At 66.8% G+C, this 17,550-nt stretch carries 17 protein-coding genes; 8 read left to right on the forward strand and 9 right to left on the reverse strand.

Annotated features, from left to right (window positions below; translation table 11 throughout):
• Position 1 precedes the first annotated feature (1 nt).
• The 4 genes from ACTJK0_RS03360 (at position 2) to ACTJK0_RS03375 (ending at position 6,842) form a co-directional block, all read left to right on the forward strand.
• Entirely contained in the window at positions 2-2,086 is a 2,085-nt protein-coding gene (locus ACTJK0_RS03360) for a LuxR C-terminal-related transcriptional regulator (RefSeq protein ID WP_440744226.1), read from the forward strand.
• Between the two features lie 164 nt (positions 2,087-2,250).
• Positions 2,251-3,327 carry an IniB N-terminal domain-containing protein gene (locus ACTJK0_RS03365; RefSeq protein ID WP_440744227.1) on the forward strand — a complete coding sequence of 359 codons (1,077 nt, stop codon included), beginning with the start codon at positions 2,251-2,253 and terminating at the stop codon, positions 3,325-3,327.
• A 123-nt stretch (positions 3,328-3,450) separates the two neighbouring features.
• Positions 3,451-5,352 (forward strand): dynamin family protein, encoded by a 1,902-nt coding sequence (locus ACTJK0_RS03370; RefSeq protein WP_440744228.1) that lies wholly within the window; start codon positions 3,451-3,453, stop codon positions 5,350-5,352.
• Positions 5,349-6,842, forward strand: a complete 1,494-nt coding sequence (locus ACTJK0_RS03375) for a dynamin family protein (protein WP_440744229.1) — start codon at positions 5,349-5,351, stop codon at positions 6,840-6,842. The genes ACTJK0_RS03370 and ACTJK0_RS03375 overlap by 4 nt, the downstream gene beginning before the upstream one ends.
• Before the next feature lie 46 nt (positions 6,843-6,888).
• Here ACTJK0_RS03375 and ACTJK0_RS03380 read toward each other — a convergent pair whose 3' ends face one another.
• Positions 6,889-7,452 (reverse strand): hypothetical protein, encoded by a 564-nt coding sequence (locus ACTJK0_RS03380; protein WP_440744230.1) that lies wholly within the window; start codon positions 7,450-7,452, stop codon positions 6,889-6,891.
• Positions 7,453-7,457: 5 nt separating this feature from the next.
• A complete protein-coding gene (locus ACTJK0_RS03385) occupies positions 7,458-7,847 on the reverse strand; it encodes a PLD nuclease N-terminal domain-containing protein (protein ID WP_440744231.1) in 390 nt (129 codons plus the stop codon).
• 61 nt (positions 7,848-7,908) lie between these two features.
• Between ACTJK0_RS03385 and ACTJK0_RS03390 the strand changes: the two genes are divergently transcribed.
• Positions 7,909-8,223 (forward strand): DUF4229 domain-containing protein, encoded by a 315-nt coding sequence (locus ACTJK0_RS03390; protein ID WP_181422344.1) that lies wholly within the window; start codon positions 7,909-7,911, stop codon positions 8,221-8,223.
• Here ACTJK0_RS03390 and ACTJK0_RS03395 read toward each other — a convergent pair.
• The 5 genes from ACTJK0_RS03395 to ACTJK0_RS03415 form a co-directional block, all read right to left on the reverse strand.
• Positions 8,220-9,101, reverse strand: coding sequence for a 1,4-dihydroxy-2-naphthoate polyprenyltransferase (locus ACTJK0_RS03395; protein WP_110541637.1), 882 nt, complete (start codon positions 9,099-9,101; stop codon positions 8,220-8,222). The genes ACTJK0_RS03390 and ACTJK0_RS03395 overlap by 4 nt on opposite strands.
• Positions 9,102-9,177: 76 nt before the next feature.
• The gene (locus ACTJK0_RS03400; protein ID WP_440744232.1) at positions 9,178-10,371 is read right to left on the reverse strand and encodes an AMP-binding protein; all 1,194 of its coding nucleotides are present in this window, start codon (positions 10,369-10,371) and stop codon (positions 9,178-9,180) included.
• 12 nt (positions 10,372-10,383) lie between these two features.
• A complete protein-coding gene (locus tag ACTJK0_RS03405) occupies positions 10,384-11,352 on the reverse strand; it encodes a 1,4-dihydroxy-2-naphthoyl-CoA synthase (RefSeq protein WP_440744233.1) in 969 nt (322 codons plus the stop codon).
• Positions 11,353-11,374: 22 nt separating this feature from the next.
• Entirely contained in the window at positions 11,375-11,815 is a 441-nt protein-coding gene (locus ACTJK0_RS03410) for a VOC family protein (protein WP_440744234.1), read from the reverse strand.
• Between the two features lie 54 nt (positions 11,816-11,869).
• Entirely contained in the window at positions 11,870-12,631 is a 762-nt protein-coding gene (locus tag ACTJK0_RS03415; RefSeq protein WP_440744235.1) for a lysostaphin resistance A-like protein, read from the reverse strand.
• A 206-nt stretch (positions 12,632-12,837) separates the two neighbouring features.
• Between ACTJK0_RS03415 and ACTJK0_RS03420 the strand changes: the two genes are divergently transcribed.
• Complete coding sequence (locus ACTJK0_RS03420; protein ID WP_440744236.1) at positions 12,838-14,298, forward strand: amino acid permease; 1,461 nt, start codon at positions 12,838-12,840, stop codon at positions 14,296-14,298.
• Between the two features lie 93 nt (positions 14,299-14,391).
• On the opposite strand, the gene ACTJK0_RS03425 is transcribed toward ACTJK0_RS03420, so the two are convergent.
• Positions 14,392-15,117: a dienelactone hydrolase family protein gene (locus tag ACTJK0_RS03425; RefSeq protein ID WP_440744237.1), complete on the reverse strand. Its 726-nt coding sequence runs from the start codon at positions 15,115-15,117 to the stop codon at positions 14,392-14,394.
• Positions 15,118-15,218: 101 nt separating this feature from the next.
• On the opposite strand from ACTJK0_RS03425, the gene ACTJK0_RS03430 reads away from it, so the two are divergent.
• On the forward strand, positions 15,219-16,289 hold the full coding sequence (locus tag ACTJK0_RS03430) for a DNA polymerase IV (protein ID WP_440744238.1): 1,071 nt from the start codon (positions 15,219-15,221) through the stop codon (positions 16,287-16,289).
• A gap of 164 nt (positions 16,290-16,453) precedes the next feature.
• Here ACTJK0_RS03430 and ACTJK0_RS03435 read toward each other — a convergent pair whose 3' ends face one another.
• Complete coding sequence (locus tag ACTJK0_RS03435; protein WP_043452369.1) at positions 16,454-16,630, reverse strand: CsbD family protein; 177 nt, start codon at positions 16,628-16,630, stop codon at positions 16,454-16,456.
• A 130-nt stretch (positions 16,631-16,760) separates the two neighbouring features.
• On the opposite strand from ACTJK0_RS03435, the gene ACTJK0_RS03440 reads away from it, so the two are divergent.
• Positions 16,761-17,435: a pentapeptide repeat-containing protein gene (locus ACTJK0_RS03440; protein ID WP_440744239.1), complete on the forward strand. Its 675-nt coding sequence runs from the start codon at positions 16,761-16,763 to the stop codon at positions 17,433-17,435.
• The last annotated feature ends 115 nt before the right edge of the window (positions 17,436-17,550 follow it).

Below are 17,550 nucleotides of genomic sequence, written 5' to 3' on the forward strand. Positions count from 1 at the left end.
CATGGACGGGCATCTCCAGCGGGCGGAACGCCCCATACCCCTGCACACTTCACCCGACCACCAAGGGCAACCACCCCATGTCACGGAGCTGGTCGCCAGCCAGCTTAGGGGTGCACAGGCCGCCGTGCGGGACCTGCTGCTGGCACTCTCGGTGGGCTTCGCCCTGCCGGGACCGCTGCCGGCAGACCTGCAGCACAAGCTCGACAGCGGGGCTGTGGAGGACCTGGACGCCCTGGTGGACCGGGCCGAGGCCGCGGGCCTGCTGAGGCCGGACGGCACTGTACTCGGGACTGTCCAGCATGCCCTGCTGACCGCCACGCCAACGTCCAAGGTGCATGCGCTCCAGCGTGAACTCGTATCGGTTTTCATTTCGGCCGGACAACCGCTTGGCAGCCTCGCCCGGGAGCTGGCACGGGGCGGCCTCGCTGACCACCGGGTGGCTGCAGAACTGGAGCATGCGGCCGATGTGGCCCTGGAAGGTGACCCCCGGCTTGCGTCCCAACTCTACGGGGAGGCGCTCCTGGCCGGTGCCGATCCGCTGGCAACGGCGGCACGGCGCGCCCAGGCCGCAGCCGGCGACGGGGAGCTGGATGCCGCCGCGCGAATCATCGACGCCCTCCTGGTCAGCTCCGATCCGCCGGATGTCCGGCGCGGGGCCGACGTGGCTGCCTCTGTCTGGGCCCAACGGGGAATGCTCGCCCGTGCCGCCGACGTCTACAGCTGGCTCGGCTCTGCCCGGGTTGGGCCCTCCGCGCCGCTCGCGGCCGTGGCCATGATCGGAGCCGGCGACAGGTCCGGTGCGGAGTCGATCTTCCAGCCGGATGCGCCGGCGGCATCGCCAACGCTCCTGGCGGCCGCCCTGGTCCAGACCGGCCAGGGAATCATCGCGTCCCTGGGGGACAAACCCCACCAGGGCATATCCTTGCTGATCCACGCCTCGGACATGCTTAATTCGTCGCGGATCGCACTTCCGCTGCCTGAAACGCCGGCCGCCCTCGCAGCCCTGCTGGCCCTTCACAGCGGCGATCCCCACTTGGCGGAAACTGTCTGCCGGTCGGCGGCAGCAGCGGGGCAAGGTGGAAATTCAGCCCAGCCCAGGCTCCTGCTGCTCCAGGGCTGGGCTGCCATGATGCAGGACAAACCCGAGGAGGCCCGGCTTGCCGCGACGGAGGCCGCCAAAGCCAACCCGTGGCCACTGGTCCCGCGCGATGAGTTCATGTGTGCGGCGCTGGAAGTGGGGCTGGCCCGCCGCAACGGTGACGTTCCCGAACTGCTCAGGGCCTGGGAACGGGCACGCGAAGCCATGCTCCACACGTCGGTAGACCTTTACAGCCTGCTTCCCTGGGGGGAACTGCTGATTGCGGCCGCCCGGCTCCGCGAAACGCCCCGTGTGGCCCAGTACCTGGACGATGCGTGGAAGTTGCTGGGCCAGTTGGACGAACCTGCCCTTTGGGCCGTTCCGCTGCACTGGGCCGGAGTCCAGGCAGCGCTGCTGAACGAGAGCCCCGCCGATCTTGCCCCGCATGCCACGGCGCTGGCCCGGGCGTCCGCCCACAGCCAGCTTGCCGCGGTCCTGGCGACGGCAGGCAAAGCCTGGGTATCCGTGCTGGCCGGGCGGTTCCGTCCGGCCGATGTGGAGGCCGCTGCACGGTTGCTGGGTGCCGTGGGAATGCCGTGGGAAGGGGCCAGGCTGGCCGGGCACGCAGCCGCCCGTGCCGAGGAACGGCGCGACATGATGCGCCTGTTGGCCTGTGCCAGGGACCTCCACCCGCAGGGCCCTCCTGCCGGTGCCGCCTCCCGGGCCGCGGACCTGCGCCCGGGAGCCGCGGACGCTGCGGGGAACAGGGCCCAGTCGGATGCTTCGGGACTGAGTGAGCGGGAGAAGGAAGTGGCCAGGCTGGTGCTTGAAGGCAAGACCTATCGGGAAATTGGTGAGGCAATCTATATTTCTCCCCGGACCGCGGAGCACCATATCGCCCGTATCCGGCGCCGCTTGGGTGCCGAAAACCGCTCCGACCTGCTGACCAGGCTGCGCCTGGCGCTGGGTGTGGACAACCAGCAGCCACTGAATCCACAACAGGAGTGACCCCTAGTACCCCTACTGCCGGAGGCGTCCGAGCCCCGGAGCCGAGCCTGCGGGCAGGGGGGACGCGCCCCGATGCCCCGTCCCGGCAAGGAACCTAGGTTTAAGCCAACCGGATCCGTTCGCCGCATGATCCACAACTCGACAAAGATGTGAGGACCACGCACATGCCAACACTCGCCAACGACCTTGTGCAGTTCCTGATGCAGCTCTTCGGCAACCGGAAGGCCATCCAGAATTTCCTGGACAACCCGGAAAAGACCTTGGCGGAACACGGCCTGGCCAATGTGTGCTCGGCTGACGTGGATGCGGCAATGCCCGTTGTCCTCGACTACGCCCCCATCAGCGTCAGCGCTCCCGCACTCGACCGGGGGTACAGCACCGGCGGCAACAGCGCATGGGCCGGACAGGCGAACGCGTCGGCCGTCCACACCGGGAGCGCGGCCGCCATCCATGCCGGTGGACAGGGCGCGGGGTATGGCGGTGATGACCACGCGTACGCAGTGCAGCAGCTCCACCACGTGGTGAACCACTTCTCCTACACCACGAGCACCACCATGCTCGATGACCGGGACACCATCACGGACCAGTCGGTCCACCAAAACATCTGGGCGGACGGTGACGTGGAGCAATGGTTCGACAACGCGGCCGCCGTGGCGACCGGGGACCGGGCCGTGGCAGCCGGTGACGACGCCAGTGTCAGGGATTCGAACAACATCAGGGATTCCCACAACACCGACGATTCGACCGACAACTCCACGGATAACTCGATCCACGCGGGTGGCAGCGTCAGCGTCGGCACCGAGGAGACGCACATCTCCGACGCGTTCAACACGGATCTCAGCCTGGATGTGGACGATTCCTTCAACGACAACTCGGACAACTCCGACCATTCAGACCATTCTGTAAGCACGGCCCTGGACCTGACGGACTCGTTCAACGACAACTCCGACAACTCCACTGAAAACACGGTGGCGGTGGACGATTCGTTCAACCAGGACAACTCCACCACCACCGACGTGCAGGTAGACGACTCGTTCAACCAGGACAACTCCACCACCACGGACGTGCAGGTGGACGACTCGTTCCAGGACAACGCGGCTGCGAACATCGCGCAGGACAACCTGGTGGCGGCGGACAACCAACTGGACTTCACGGAGGACCAATCCACCCACACCGATGTCGACCTGGACAACCACACCACCATTGACGATTCGGTGGTTGACGACTCCACCGCGCTGTAACACGCTAGTCCCGGGAGGCAAACCGCCCGCAGGAGGTGTCTGCCGCCTGTGGGCTCTTCCAGCACCACCGACGGCGGGATTTTCGGCACCGTGACAGGTTTCGGCAGTGGAAGGACGCACGCTGTGGCAGAAGGAGGACTGGCCGGGCCGCTTGGGCCTGCAGCCGCCGGGCAACTGGTGAAGCTGCTGGAGGAAGGCCTGCGGCTGGTGGGCGGCGGGGACCGCGCGGACCTGCGCCGGCGGCTGGAGCAAGCCATGGCCCGGCTGAAGGATCCCAGCGTCATGGTCATCGTGGTGGGGGAGTTCAAACAAGGCAAGAGCAAGCTCATCAACGCCCTGGTCAACGCGCCCGTATGCCCGGTGGATGACGATATCGCCACCGCACTGCCCACCATCGTCCGCTACGGCGAACCGGCTTCGGCCGCCGTCCTGGTTCCCTCGGACAGTCCTTCCGGGACGGAAGGAGCCGACGGACGGGACGGCAGCGTGGAGCGCAGGCCGGTGGATCTTGCGGAGCTGCCGGCCTTTGTGTCGGAGCAGGGCAACCCGGGTAACAGCCGGAAACTCGCGGCCGCGGAGGTCTGCCTGCCCCGCCGGATCCTTACCGGTGGGCTCACCATCATAGATTCCCCGGGCGTGGGCGGCATGGGCTCCTCGCACACCCTGACCACCCTCACCGCACTTCCCACAGCCGACGCCCTGCTGATGGTCTCGGACGCCTCGCAGGAATATACCGAACCGGAGCTGCGGTTCCTGCGGCAGGCCATGCGCATCACCCCCAGCGTCGCCGCGGTCCTGTCCAAAACCGACCTCTACCCGGACTGGCGGCGGGTGGAGGAGCTGGACCGGGAGCACCTGGACCAGGTCGCTCCGGGTATTCCGCTCTTCCCACTGTCCGCAGACCTGCGCCTCGAGGCATCGCGGCTGCAGGACAGCGAACTCAATGCCGAATCAGGTTTTCCGGACCTCGTCACCCACCTCCGCAACGACGTCGTGGGCAAGGCGGAGCGCATCCAGCGCCACTCCGTCAGCCAGGACCTGCTGTCCGTCACCGAAAACCTTCGGCTGTCGCTGCAGTCCGAGCTTGAAGCCCTGGAGAACCCGGAGGGCAAGCCGGAGATGCTGGCCGCCCTGGAACAGGCCAAGACCGAGGCCGATGAGTTGAGGAAGCGTTCGGCGCGCTGGCAGCTGACCCTCAGCGATGGCATCAACGACCTCATCGCGGACATGGAGTACGACCTCCGGGACCGCCTGCGCCACATCCAAAAGGAAGCCGAGAATGCCATCGACCAGGGCGACCCCGGACCTGTCTGGACCGAATTCTCCCAGTGGCTCGAAGAATGCGCGGCCGCCGCAGTCTCGGACACCTTTGTCTGGACGAGTGAGCGGGCCCAATGGCTTGCGGGGCAGGTGGCGGCACACTTCGCCGCTGACGAGGTGTCACTGCCCGTCCTGCACGTGGCCGATTCCGGGGATGCCCTGGACCCGGTGGACGGAATGGCGGACCTGGACCCGGGGCGAGTGAATCCTGTCCAGAAGGTCCTGATCGGGATGCGCGGCTCCTACGGCGGGGTCCTGATGTTTGGCCTCCTGACGGGCATTTTCGGGATGGCCCTGATCAATCCGCTGTCGGTGGGCGCCGGGCTCCTGCTTGGCCGCAAGGCGTACCGGGATGACCAGGAAAACCGGCTGAAGCGCCGCCAGGGCGAAGCGAAGGCATTGGTCCGGCGGCAGCTTGACGATGTTACATTCCAGGTGGGAAAGCAGCTGAAGGACCGGCTGCGCCTGGTCCAGCGCACCATCCGGGACCACTTCACCGATATCGCGGATGAATACCACCGTTCGCTGTCCGATTCCGTTGCCGCAGCCCAGAAAACCGCCAACTCGTATACGCAGGAGAGAGAAGGGCGGGTGCGGGAAATCAGGGCCCAGCTCACCAAGGTGGACGCGCTGCACCGGGCCGCCGAGGCAGTATCAGCGGAGGCCAACGCAGCCGGGATTCCCAGGGCAGCGGGGGGGCGATGACGGTACCCACCGCGTCGGGCGCGGCGGCCCTTCTCCGCGAAGCGCTGGAGGTCTATGGCGATGACCCCCAGGCCGCCGATGCACTCCAGGGCTACGCGCAGCGCCTGGCGGAACCGCTGCGGGTAGCGGTCGCCGGCATGGTGAAGGCAGGGAAGTCCACGCTCCTGAACGCCATCATCGGGGAGGAAATCGCTCCCACGGACACTGGCGAATGCACCCGGATCATCACCTGGTACCGGCACGGCCATACCCCGCGGATCACCCTGCACACCACAGACGGGCAACCCCGGAACCTGCCGTTGAGGCGGGAGGGCGGCCGGCTGGCCTTCGCCCTGGACGGGGTGCCTGCTGAGCGTGTGGAAAGGCTCGACGTCGAATGGCCGTCCCCTGCGCTGAAGGCGCTGACGCTGATCGATACCCCCGGGATCGCGTCACTGTCCCAGGATGTGTCCGCACGGTCGGTACGCTTCCTCACCCCGGAGGACTCGCCGTCGGAAGCCGATGCCGTTATCTACCTGATGCGTCACCTGCACGCCTCGGACGTCCATTTCCTCGAGTCGTTCCGGGACACCGGCGCCGGCCGCTCGGGCACGGTCAATGCCATCGCGGTGCTGTCCCGTGCCGACGAAGTGGGGGCCGGACGCATTGACTCGCTGATTTCGGCGGGCACCATCGCCGAAAGATACAGCCGCGACCCCAACCTTCGGAAGCTGGCCCTGGACGTGCTTCCGGTGGCGGGACTGCTGGCCCAGAGTGCCCGTACCCTGCGGCAGCCGGATTTCGAAGCCCTCCAGGCGCTGGCAACGCTGGACCGAAGCGGGCGAGAACGGATGATGCTTTCGGCGGACAGGTTCCGCCGGTCCGCGGGGCCGGAAGGGCTGACGGAAGCGGCCCGGGCTTCCCTGCTGGAGCGCTTTGGGCTTTTTGGCATCCGGTTGGCCGTGGTCCTGATCCGCAGCGGGTTCACCGAACCCACGCCGCTGGCCCACGAACTGGTGCGCCGCAGCGGCCTGGACCCGCTGCTGGAACTGCTTGAGCGCCAGTTCCAGTCGAGGGCGGCCGTGTTGAAGGCCAGGACCGCCCTGGCGGCGGTGGCAGACCTCCTGCACAGCCGCCCGCGGCCACGGACAGAACACCTCGCAGCATCCCTGGAACGGCTTGAGGCCGGCGACCACGAATTCCGTGAGCTGAGGCTGCTCGCCGCGCTCCGGACGGCCGGGGTGGAGCTGGCCCCGGAACTGGCGGCGGAAGCTGAACGGCTGGTTGGCGGCCGCGGGACGGGTGCCTGCCTGCGGTTGGGCCTCGCCCCTGGTACCGCTCCCGATGTGCTGGCTGCAGAAGCCCGGCGCTGCCTCACCCGCTGGCGCAGGATTGCCGAGAACCCGCTGACGGCGCGGTCCGCAGCCGAAGCGTGCCGGGTAGTGGTCCGCAGCTGCGAGGGCGTACTGGCGGAATGCGCGGGACTGGACCGGCAAGCGCAGTCAGCCTAGGCAGGCCAAGCCAGCTTTACTGGGGCCGGGCGTCGGCAGCGCCTCCTCAAACACGCCCGCGCTTCAACCATGCTCCGGCAGAAGGCAGGAACAGGAGGACCAGTCCGGCGAAGGCCAGGGCCACCCCGGCAACCCAAAGCATCACCACATAGCTTCCCGCGGCACCGCCGGGGACCAGGAAAGCGGCCGCCAGCAGCAGGAGGAGGACATGGGTGGCGAGGAGGGGAACCAGGGTCCAGCGTGCCCACTTCCGGCGGCCCAGCAGCATGGACAGTACGGCGGCCTCCAGCAGGGTCACCAGCAGCAGAGCCGCGATGCTTCCCCAAAAAACGATCCCCGCCGCGGTCCCCACCGAGCCGGCGTCGCTGCCGGCCGCCATATCCGCCACGACGCCGCGGAGCCGCTGCAGGTTGGAGTCGCGGGCAACATAGGAACCGAGCAGGACAGCCAATCCGGCGATGAAGCTGAGGATCCAGAGGGTACGGGCGGTGCGGACCGGCCACGGCGCCGGAGGCGTGACCGGGATGGGCGGCGGCGCCGAGTAGGAGAGGCCGGGCCTCGGAGGGGGAGCAGGCAAATGCCGCTCGTCACCGCCGGGTTGGGACGCCACGGGAACTATTTCAGTCCGTCGGTGTCATGTTCGTCGGTGCCCCGCCGGCCCTTCCCGTTTTCCTCCTTGGCCTTGGCCTCAAGGTCGTCCCGGAGTTTCTTCAGGCGTTCGGCCTCGGCCTGGTTACGGCGGCGGGCCTCAAGGTTGCGCAGGAAGTCCGGGTCGTCGTCGGGCGCAGTGGGGTGGGGATAGCTGGGCCGCGGCTGCGCTGTCCCGCGCGGGCGGCCGATCAACAGCCAGAGGACGGCGCCCAGGATGGGCAGCACGATCTGGACAATGAGCCAGGCGGGTTTGGAGATGCCCCTGGTCAGGCGGCCTTCGGTGCGGATCACGTCCACCAGGCCATACACAAAGATGACGAGGACTGCCACGGCCAATGCCACACGGAAGAGCATGCCATTAAGTCTATCGTCAGGACGGGCAGGGGCCCCCGGCGGAGGCGGCTAAACTTGAATAGTGGCCTTTTTGAAATATTCCCTGATCCGGCTGGCGATCTTCCTGCCCCTGTTTATCCTCTTTGCGCTCCTGCAGGTGGGGCTCCTGGTGTCCGTGATCTGCGCCGCGCTCATCGCCTTTGCCATCAGCTACCTGTTCTTCCAGAAGCAGCGGGACGCTGCCGCGGCAGCCCTGCAGTACCGGTTCTCCGGCAAGGCCAAGCCCCTGCGGTCAGCTGGCGAGGTCCAGGACGCCAACGCGGAGGACGCCCTGCTGGACGCCAACCCGGACATCACCATCAACAACGCAAACGGCAGCAGCAACAAAGACAGCTAGAACCCGTGGCTGAGGATCAGCCCCAGTGAGAACAGCACGCTGTAGCCAAGGTTGATCAAACCGGTCTGCTTCAGGACCGGGATCAGGCTCTTGCGCTTGCGGCCGTTGATCATCAGCCAGGCCGGCATCAGGCAAGCCGGAATGAGCAGCAGCACGATCAGGATCCAGGGCCGGCCCGGCGCCAGGATCACCACCAGCAGGATGGCGACGGCCAGCATCAGGACGTAGCTTTCCCGCGCGTGCTTGTCGCCCAGCCGCACGGCCAGGGTTTTCTTGCCGGCCTGCATATCCGTGGGAATGTCCCGGACGTTGTTGGCCATGAGCAGCGCGGTGGCGATCAGGCCGGTGCCGATGGCACCGATGACGGCGGACAGGCTGATGTGGCCGGCCTGGGTGTAGGTGGTCCCGAGGGTGGCCACCAGGCCGAAGAAGACGAAGACGAAGACGTCGCCCAGGCCCATGTAGCCGTAGGGGTTCTTGCCGCCGGTGTAGCCCCACGCAGCCATGACGCAGCCGAGCCCCACCAGGATCAGCCACCATGCCTGGGTGAGGAACACCAGGACCAGGCCAAACACCATGGCGAGGGCGAAGGTCCCGAACGCGGCCCACTTCACATGTTCCGGCTTGGCGGCGCCGGAGCCCACCAGCCGCAGCGGGCCCACCCGGTCATCGTCCGTGCCGCGGATGCCGTCGGAGTAGTCGTTGGCGAAGTTGACGCCGACCTGGAGCAGGAGTGCCACCAGCGCCGCGAGGATGGCGTTGGGCAGGATGAACCGGTCCATCTCATAGGCGGCGGCGGTGCCGATCAGCACGGGCGCGATCGCTGCCGGGAGCGTCCGGAGTCGGGCGCCTTGGATCCATTGGGCGGCTGTGGCCACGGTTAGTACCTCGTGTTGTTTCGGTCAGACGGCAGGACGGGACGTACCCACCCACCTCGGTGGTGCAGGTCCAACTCTACTTTCCCCGGTGCAGGGCGCTGAGTTCGGCAGTCATGGCGAGCCGGTCCGGTTTGCCATTGGCGAGCATCCGCAGGGCCGGGGCGGTGAGGACGGTTTTGGGCGCCAGCACCCCCAGCTGCTGTTGCCACAGGTGTTGAAGGACGACGGCGGGGTCCCCGCCATTGTGCCGGGCCACGCCTTCGGGGGTGAGCGCCACGTAGGCGGCCACCGCCTGGCCCCACTCCGCGGAGGGGACGCCGGCCACGAAAGCCGCGGAAACGTCGTCGGACTCTTCCAGCTGCTCCTGCACGTGCCCGGCCGAGACCTTGACGCCGCCGGTGATGATGACGTCGTCCGCACGTCCGAGCACGGTGAGCCGGCCGTCGTCGTCAATCGAGCCGAGGTCGCTGGTGCGGTACCAGCGGACACCGTCCTCCTCGAAGAACGTTCCGGTTTCCTCGTCCGGTGCCTCGATGTAGCCGGCCGCCACCGTGTCCCCGCCCAGCAGGATCTGGCCGTCCTCCGCCACCCGGACCGAAACGCCTTCCAAAGGGTAGCCGTCGTAGACGCAGCCGCCCGACGTTTCCGCGGATCCGTACGTGGTGATGACCCGGACCCCCGCCTCACGCGCTGCTGTGAGGAGTGCCTCCGGGGCCGGGGCGCCGCCGAGCAGGATGGCGTTGAAGCGGCGGAGCACCGCCAGCGTTTCCGGCGACGGATCGTCCAGGAGGCGCTGCAGTTGGGTGGGCACCAGGGAGGTGAAGCGGATTTTGTCCGTCAGCTCCAGCGCTGCGGCGGTGAAGGCCTCGGGAGTGAAGCCGCCGGACATGTCCATGACCCAGGGCCGGGTCCCGGCGAACAGGGACCGCACCAGCACCTGGATGCCGGCAACGAACTGCACGGGCAGTGCCAGCAGCCATTGCCCCTCGCCCTTGAGCCGCAGAGCGGTGGCCATTGAGGAGGCCGCCAGGGACTCCACCGTCAGCAGGGTGGCCTTGGGCGTGCCGGTGGACCCGGACGTGCGCACCACGGCCACGGCGTCGTCGCAGCCGGGGGTCTCCACATGGCCGACGACCAGGGCGCCGTCCGGGCCAACGGAGAGTTCGACGGCGGGGCCCTCACCGTGCAGGGCGGCCGCCAGGGCTTTCAGGGCGGGTTCGATATTGAGCGGTCCGTGCTGGACCGGGACAGGGGGAGTTTCGCTGTTCATTGCCGTCTTGCCTTAGAAGTAGTGCGGGAAGCGTGACCAGTCGGGGTCGCGCTTTTGCAGGAAGGCCTCCTTGCCCTCGACGGCCTCATCCGTCATGTAGGCCAGCCGGGTCGCTTCACCGGCAAACACCTGCTGGCCGGCGAGGCCGTCGTCCGCGAGGTTGAAGGCGAACTTGAGCATGCGGATGGCCTGCGGGGACTGCCGGGCGATGTCTGAGGCGTACTCCAGGGCCACTTCCTCGAGCCGCTCATGGTCCACGGCCTCATTGACCGCGCCCATGCGGACCATGTCTTCTGCGGAATATTCACGGGCCAGGAAGAAAATCTCGCGGGCGGTCTTTTGCCCCACCTGCCGGGCCAGCAGCGCGGAGCCGTACCCGGCGTCGAAACTTCCCACGGTGGCGTCGGTCTGCTTGAACCTGCCGTGCTCGCGCGACGCGATGGTGAGGTCGGCCACCACGTGCAGCGAGTGCCCGCCGCCCGCCGCCCAGCCGTTGACGACGGCGATCACCACCTTGGGCATGGTGCGCATGAGCCGCTGGACTTCCAGGATGTGGAGCCGGCCGGCCCTGGCGGGGTCGATGGTTTCCTGCGTCTCGCCATCGGCTGTGTTTTCTACTACGTACCGGTAGCCGTCCCGGCCCCGGATCCGCTGGTCACCGCCGGAGCAGAACGAGTGGCCGCCGTCCTTGGGGGAGGGGCCGTTGCCGGTAAGCAGGACGGTGGCGACGTCCGGCGTCATCCGGGCGTGGTCCATGGCCCGGTACAGCTCATCCACTGTGCCCGGCCGGAACGCGTTGCGGACCTCCGGCCGGTTGAACGCAATCCGGACCGTGGGCAGGTCACGCACCCAGCCGCCGTCGGCATCCCGCTCCACCTGCCGGTGGTAGGTCATGTCCTGGAAGTCCTCGAAACCGGAGACCACCCGCCAGCGGGTGGGATCGAAGACATCGGACACCGGGGAGGGGATCTGGTTGCTCACCGTCCAAGTCTAGTAATCGGCGTCAGCTGATGCAGAACTCGTTGCCCTCAGGGTCGGCCATGGTGTGCCATGAATGCGGCCCCTGCCGCGCCGTCCAGAGGAAGGAGGCGCCGCGGGCCTCGAGCTCGCGCCGCACCTCGTCCTTGTCCCGGCCGTCCAGCCTGACGTCCCAGTGCACCCGGTTCTTCACCGTCTTACCCTCGGGTGCTGTCTGGAACAGGATGCGCCTCTCGGGGTCCTTCGAGTCGATGTCCTGAGGCGGACGGATCGCAGCCCCATCCTTCCAGACCAGGTGCCCGCGGTGGGTCCTGGTTTGGTCCTCAGTGGCGTAGCCCTGTTCGACCATGGACCGGATGAAGTCCGCGTCCTGCGGCTCCACCACCCACTGCAGTGTCTCCGCCCACCAATCGGCAAGCTCGTGGGGGCTGGTGGAATCGACAACGATCTGGATATTCAGTCCCATCCGTCCACGGTACGGCCGGGGCGGGAGATGCGGAACGTCCCGTTCCAGGAACGCCTATGCCTGCACGTTCTGCATGTGTTGGAAGAGCTCAGGGGGGATGGCGTACACCAGGACCACCGCCAGCAGGTTCTTGGCCGCGTGCACCAGGTAGGAGAACATCACGTTCTTCCCGGTCCACATGTAAACGAACACCAGGGTGGCGCCCATGGCCAGGTAGGGGAGCAGTGCGGTGAGTGTGACCGCCTCCCGGCCCACGATGTGAAGCGCGGCGAACAGAAACACGGACAGTGCGCAGCAAATCCAGATGTTCAGGCGCCTGCTGAGCTTGCCGATCAGCAGGTGGCGGAAGACGTATTCCTCCACGAATGGTCCCACTACCACCAGCAGCGGAACCATGAGCCAGGCGGGGACCTGCTGCATCAGTGCCTGCAGTCCCGCCTGGTTCTGGGAGGTCTGCACCTGCCCGTTCGCCGCCACCACAATCGCAGTGAGGATCAGCATCACGATCACTGCTGCGGGCACCATCAGCAGCGTGAACCACGGCCGGGTGGCCAGGACCTTGAGGTCGCGGACCACCACCTTGCGGGCGGCCACGAATGCCAGTATTCCCACTGAGGCATAGAAGAGCAGGTCCACAGCGTAGGAGGCAGCCGCAGGGGAGGGCGCCACCTGCCGAAGGATGGGTTTCACCAGATCGCCGGCTACGGCAAAGAACGCGGCAATGGCCACGTAGAGGCAAACCGCAGCGCCGTCGATTCGCGAGAAACGGTACAGCTGCGGCTGCGGGGAGGGCAGTAAGCGGTGGGCTGTGGCCATGGCTTCAGCCTATCGCCGCCGGCTCTGTGTAGTCCGCGTCACGTAGCACCCGCAACGGTCTAGTAGGATGGACAGGCCGCTTGAAGCTTCGGCAGTTCGTTGGATTGCCCTCACAAATGCTGGTCTCAAGGCTGAATAGCCGAATTTTGTGAGCTTGATCATACGAAGTCCGGATGCGGCCAACCCCCAACCCACAAGGAACAGTTGTGCCTCAAAGTACCCCCGCAGACCTAAAGAACCACACGGCCCCATCCACTGCCGTCGACCCCACCCTCAGCGCCGAGGGCTACAGCAAGACGCTCGGCCGCCGCCATGTCACCATGATCGCCATGGGCGGCGCTATCGGCGTGGGCCTTTTCATGGGAGCCGGCGGCCGCCTGTCCTCCACTGGCCCGGCCCTGATTTTCTCCTACGCCATCGCCGGCGTCATCGCCTACCTCCTGATGCGGGCCCTGGGCGAGCTCATCATGTACCGCCAGACCTCCGGCTCCTTCGTCAGCTACGCCGGTGAGATGTTCGGCAAGAAGGGCGCCTTCCTCTCCGGCTGGATGTACTTCATCAACTGGGGCATGACCGGCATCGCCGAACTCATCGCCATCGGCCTCTACTTCCAGTTCTTCTTCCCCAACGTCCCGGTGGAGGCCTCGGCCATCGCGGCCCTGGCACTGCTGGTGGCCGTCAACCTGCTCAGCGTCAAGGCGTTCGGTGAGTTCGAGTTCTGGGCCTCCTGCCTCAAGGTAGGCGCCATCCTGATCTTCCTGGCGGTGGGCACGTTCATGGTGGTCACCAACGCCCAGGTGGGTCCCGGCCACGCCTCGGTGAGCAACCTGTTCGCGGCCGAGGGCGGCATGTTCCCCAAGGGTGCCCTGGTGATGGTGCTCGTCCTCAACGCCGTGATCTTCGCCTACAACGGCATCGAACTGGTCGGCATTACCGCCGGCGAGATGCAAAACCCGGAACGCGAAGTGCCCAAGGCGATCCGCGCCGTCGTCCTGCGCATCGTGGTGTTCTACGTCGGTTCCGTGACCCTGCTGGCCATGCTGCTGCCATCCGACCAGTACAAGGCCGGCACCTCGCCCTTCGTCACGGTCTTCGGCCAGATGGGTCTGAGCTGGGTGGGTGACGTGATGAACATGATCGTCATCACCGCCGCACTGTCTTCGTGCAACTCCGGCCTGTACTCCATCGGCCGCGTGTTCCGCACCATGGCAAACAACGGCCATGCTCCGCAGTGGCTCACCAAGATGTCCCGGCGCCACGTTCCGTACGCGGCCATCCTTGCCATCGCAGCGTTCTATCTGGTGGGCATCCTCCTGAACATCTGGCTGGGCGGCTCGCACGCGTTCGACCTGGCGCTGAACACCGCGTCCATCGGCGTGATCTTCTGCTGGGGCGCCATCTTCGCCAGCCAGATCATGCTGCGCAAGAAGGAAGGCAACGCGTCCAGCCTGCCGATGCCCGGCTCACCGTGGACCAGCTGGGCAGGCCTGCTGGGCCTGCTGGCGATCACCGTGCTCATCGGCTTCGACACCATGACCAGCAAGGACGGTGAAGTCTTCTACCTGGGCCTCTGGACCCTGGGGACCATCCCGTTCTTCGCCGTCCTCCTGTGGCTCGGCTGGCAGAAGGTCAAGAACAACGAGCCTAAGAACGCGCTGTTCACCTAAGCCTTCCCGGCTTTTCCAAATAACCGTCGACGGCGGGCGTCCCCCTGGGTGGGGGCGCCCGCCGTCGGCGTTTCCTCCTTGACGTCGTCCGGTTCAGTCCTTCAGATACCGGTCGAAGTAATCCTCGATCCGCTGCCAGGCCTCCGGGGCCGAGTCGGGATCAGGCCCGATGCCCATCACCCGCATGAGCGGGCGCAGGAACCGGGGGCCCTCCTCGGTGTCGTTCAGGAAGGCATGTCCGGCCCCCGGGAATTCCCTGACGCTGTGCTCGATGCCCAGCCGGTCGAGTGCGGACTCGAGCCGGTGGGCAGCTCCTTGCAAGGGCTTGTCCGCACCCCCGTAGTTGGCCACGATGGGGCAGGCGCCGCGGAGGGCGTCGTCCAGGTTGCCGGGAAGCCGCCCGTAGTTGACCGAGGCCACGTTAAACCCGTCCGTGGCCACGAGCAGCGCGAAGCCGCCGCCCATGCAGAAGCCGATCACGCCGGTCTTTCCTGTGGAGTGCGGGGAACCGGCAAGCCACTTCCGCGCCGTGTCGATGTCCGTGAATGCCCGGCCGGTGCCGGTGGCCATGCTTCGCATGGTGCTGACCAGGCAGCGCCGCGCCCCGCCCTCGCTGAACAGGTCCACCGCCAGCGTAAGGTAGCCCGCACGGGCCATCCTGTCCGCATGTCTCCGGGTCTGCTCCGTGAGCCCAAAGGCCTCGTGAATCATCACCACCCCGGGAAACGGGCCCTGGCCCTGCGGCGTGGCTAGATGGCCGCCCAGGGGGCGGGATCCACCGGCGGCGGCACTTTCGGCGCTGAGGTCAACGTAGGTCATGGCTAAGGCTAACCGGGGAACCAGGCGCGCGCGGCGGGCATGCCGGCCGGGAACCGGGGGAAAAGGTGGTGCGCGGCGCCTGGCCCGGGCAGACTGGGCATGTGGGCGAACCGTGGGTGCTGCATGTGGACCTTGACCAGTTCATCGCTGCCGTCGAGGTGCTGCGACGGCCCGAACTGGCAGGCAAGCCCATCATCGTGGGCGGACGCGGCGACCCCACCGAAAGGGCCGTGGTGTCCACGGCGTCCTACGAGGCCAGGGCCTACGGGGTGGGATCCGGAATGCCGCTGCGCATCGCCGCACGCAAAGTACCGGACGCCGTCATCCTGCCCGTCGACCATGAGGCCTACCTTGAAGCGTCGGACAAGGTCATGGCGGTCCTGCGTTCGCAGCCGGGAACCACGGTCCAGGTCCTTGGCTGGGACGAAGCGTTCGTCGGCGTGGAGACTCAGGATCCGGAGGGCTTCGCCCGGCAGCTGCAGGAGGCAGTCCTGGCCGAAACCCGGCTGCACTGCAGCGTCGGCATCGGTGACACCCTGGTCCGCGCCAAGGTTGCCACCTCTTTCGGCAAGCCCGCCGGCGTCTTCCGGCTCACGGCCGGCAACTGGCTCGACGTGATGGGGGACCGTCCCACGATCGACCTTTGGGGTGTGGGCACCAAGGTGTCCCGCCGCCTCGCCACCCTGGGGATCACGACCGTCGCGGGACTGGCGGCCGCCAATCCCGAAGACCTGGTTCCCGAATTCGGCCCGAAGATGGGTCCCTGGTATGCGCAGCTGGGACGGGGCGACGGATCGCGGACTGTCGATGACACGCCCTGGGTGGCCCGGGGGCACAGCCGGGAGACCACCTTCCAGCGTGACCTGACGGATCCGGGGCAGATTGAAGCAGCCGTCCGTGAGTTGGCGGCGCGGGTCCTGGAGGATGTCGCCGCCGAAGGAAGGCCCGTTATCGGCGTGACGCTGAAGGTGCGCTATGCCCCGTTCACCACCAAAACCTATGCGCGCAAGATCCCTGAAACAACGGATCCCGCCGACGTCCTGGCAACGGCGCTCGACCTCGTCTCCAAGATCGAGCCACGGCACCCGATCCGGCTCCTCGGCCTGCGGGCCGGGATGACCATGCCCGAGGATTCCCGAAAGGGGCACACTCCTACACGCAGCGGCTGGTGATCCTATCGACTGCTGAGTAACTGCCCTTTTGAGGCGCGGAGAGTCAAAACGGCATCTACCCAGCAATCGATGTGGGTGGACAGCGAAACGGCGGCAGATCCAGTGGATCCGCCGCCGTCAGGCTGGAACAGCACGCCGTTCGCTGCGGCTGCCCCAGCAAGGAACTAGTCGCGCTTGAACTCGTCCTTGACACTTTCGCCGACCTTCTTGGCGTCTGCCTTGACCTGGTCGGCCTGGCCTTCCGCCTTCAGTCGGTCATTGTCGGTTGCGTTGCCGGCAGCTTCCTTGGCCTTGCCGCCAAGGTCCTCCGCCGCGTTACTGATCTTGTCTCCGAGGCCCATGGTTCCGGCCTCCTTTCGTCTCGATCGATCAACCGTGCACTCCCACGATAAGCAAAGCTTGCTTACTATTTCAAGTGCCGCGTAGATGGGGATCCTGTTCCTTGTCAGTAGCCGCCGCTAGGCTCGGGGCATGAATACAGTGCGCGGCAGGGGTGCGGCCAAGGTGGTTCCGCCCCGGCTCTCTCCGGTGGAACTGCAGGACCTTGAGGACTGCCCGGACCTCGTCTTTCCGGACGGCGGGAGGCAGGACGGCGCCCACTTCAACCGTCCTGCCGCTGATGGCCTGGACTTGGGCGGCGCCGCCTTCGCGGAGTGCCGGTTTGATGGCGCGTCCTTCCATGAAACCCAGCTCCGGGGCGCCTCCTTTCGCGACTGCATCCTGGCGGAGCTGTACGCCCCGGTCTTCCGGGCTGCCCGCAGTACCTGGCGCGAGGTTGAATTCCGCAATGCCCGCCTGGGGTCGGCGGAACTTTACGAAAGCGGCTGGCAGTCGGTCCGGATCGAGGGCGGCAAGCTCGACTTCCTTAACCTGCGCGGCGCGAAGCTGACCGATGTGCTGATCAGTGGCTGCATCATCAACGAACTGGACCTTGGCGGCGCCACCGCAACCCGCGTGAAGCTGCAGGACTGCACGGTGGGGTCCCTCGACCTCGCCGGCGCCAAGCTGAAGGATTTCGACATCAGGGGCACGGAGTTCCGCAGGCTCAGCGGCCTGGGCAGCTTGGCCGGGCTGGTTGTTGACGAGTGCCAGCTGGGCTTGCTCGCGCCCCACCTCGCGGCTCACCTGGGGGTGACCGTCCTGTAACCGGATGCACATCCGGAGCGTTGCCGTGTACCATTTACAGAACGAACGGTCGGTAAGTGGAGTAATCTGCTCTCCGCGCCGCCGATGACAGTGCTGTTTATCGCGTGAAGGGTGT

Origin of the sequence: Paenarthrobacter sp. 22069 (assembly GCF_052046035.1) — a bacterium.
In the GTDB taxonomy this organism is placed as follows: Bacteria; Actinomycetota; Actinomycetes; order Actinomycetales; family Micrococcaceae; genus Arthrobacter.

Coding starts and splice junctions, on each gene's coding strand:
- ACTJK0_RS03360 (WP_440744226.1), top strand. CDS start 2: ATGGACGGGCATCTCCAGCGGGCGGAACGCCCCATACCCCTGCACACT.
- ACTJK0_RS03365 (WP_440744227.1), top strand. CDS start 2,251: ATGCCAACACTCGCCAACGACCTTGTGCAGTTCCTGATGCAGCTCTTC.
- ACTJK0_RS03375 (WP_440744229.1), top strand. CDS start 5,349: ATGACGGTACCCACCGCGTCGGGCGCGGCGGCCCTTCTCCGCGAAGCG.
- ACTJK0_RS03385 (WP_440744231.1), bottom strand. CDS start 7,847: ATGCTCTTCCGTGTGGCATTGGCCGTGGCAGTCCTCGTCATCTTTGTG.
- ACTJK0_RS03400 (WP_440744232.1), bottom strand. CDS start 10,371: ATGAACAGCGAAACTCCCCCTGTCCCGGTCCAGCACGGACCGCTCAAT.
- ACTJK0_RS03410 (WP_440744234.1), bottom strand. CDS start 11,815: ATGGGACTGAATATCCAGATCGTTGTCGATTCCACCAGCCCCCACGAG.
- ACTJK0_RS03415 (WP_440744235.1), bottom strand. CDS start 12,631: ATGGCCACAGCCCACCGCTTACTGCCCTCCCCGCAGCCGCAGCTGTAC.
- ACTJK0_RS03425 (WP_440744237.1), bottom strand. CDS start 15,117: ATGACCTACGTTGACCTCAGCGCCGAAAGTGCCGCCGCCGGTGGATCC.
- ACTJK0_RS03435 (WP_043452369.1), bottom strand. CDS start 16,630: ATGGGCCTCGGAGACAAGATCAGTAACGCGGCGGAGGACCTTGGCGGC.
- ACTJK0_RS03440 (WP_440744239.1), top strand. CDS start 16,761: ATGAATACAGTGCGCGGCAGGGGTGCGGCCAAGGTGGTTCCGCCCCGG.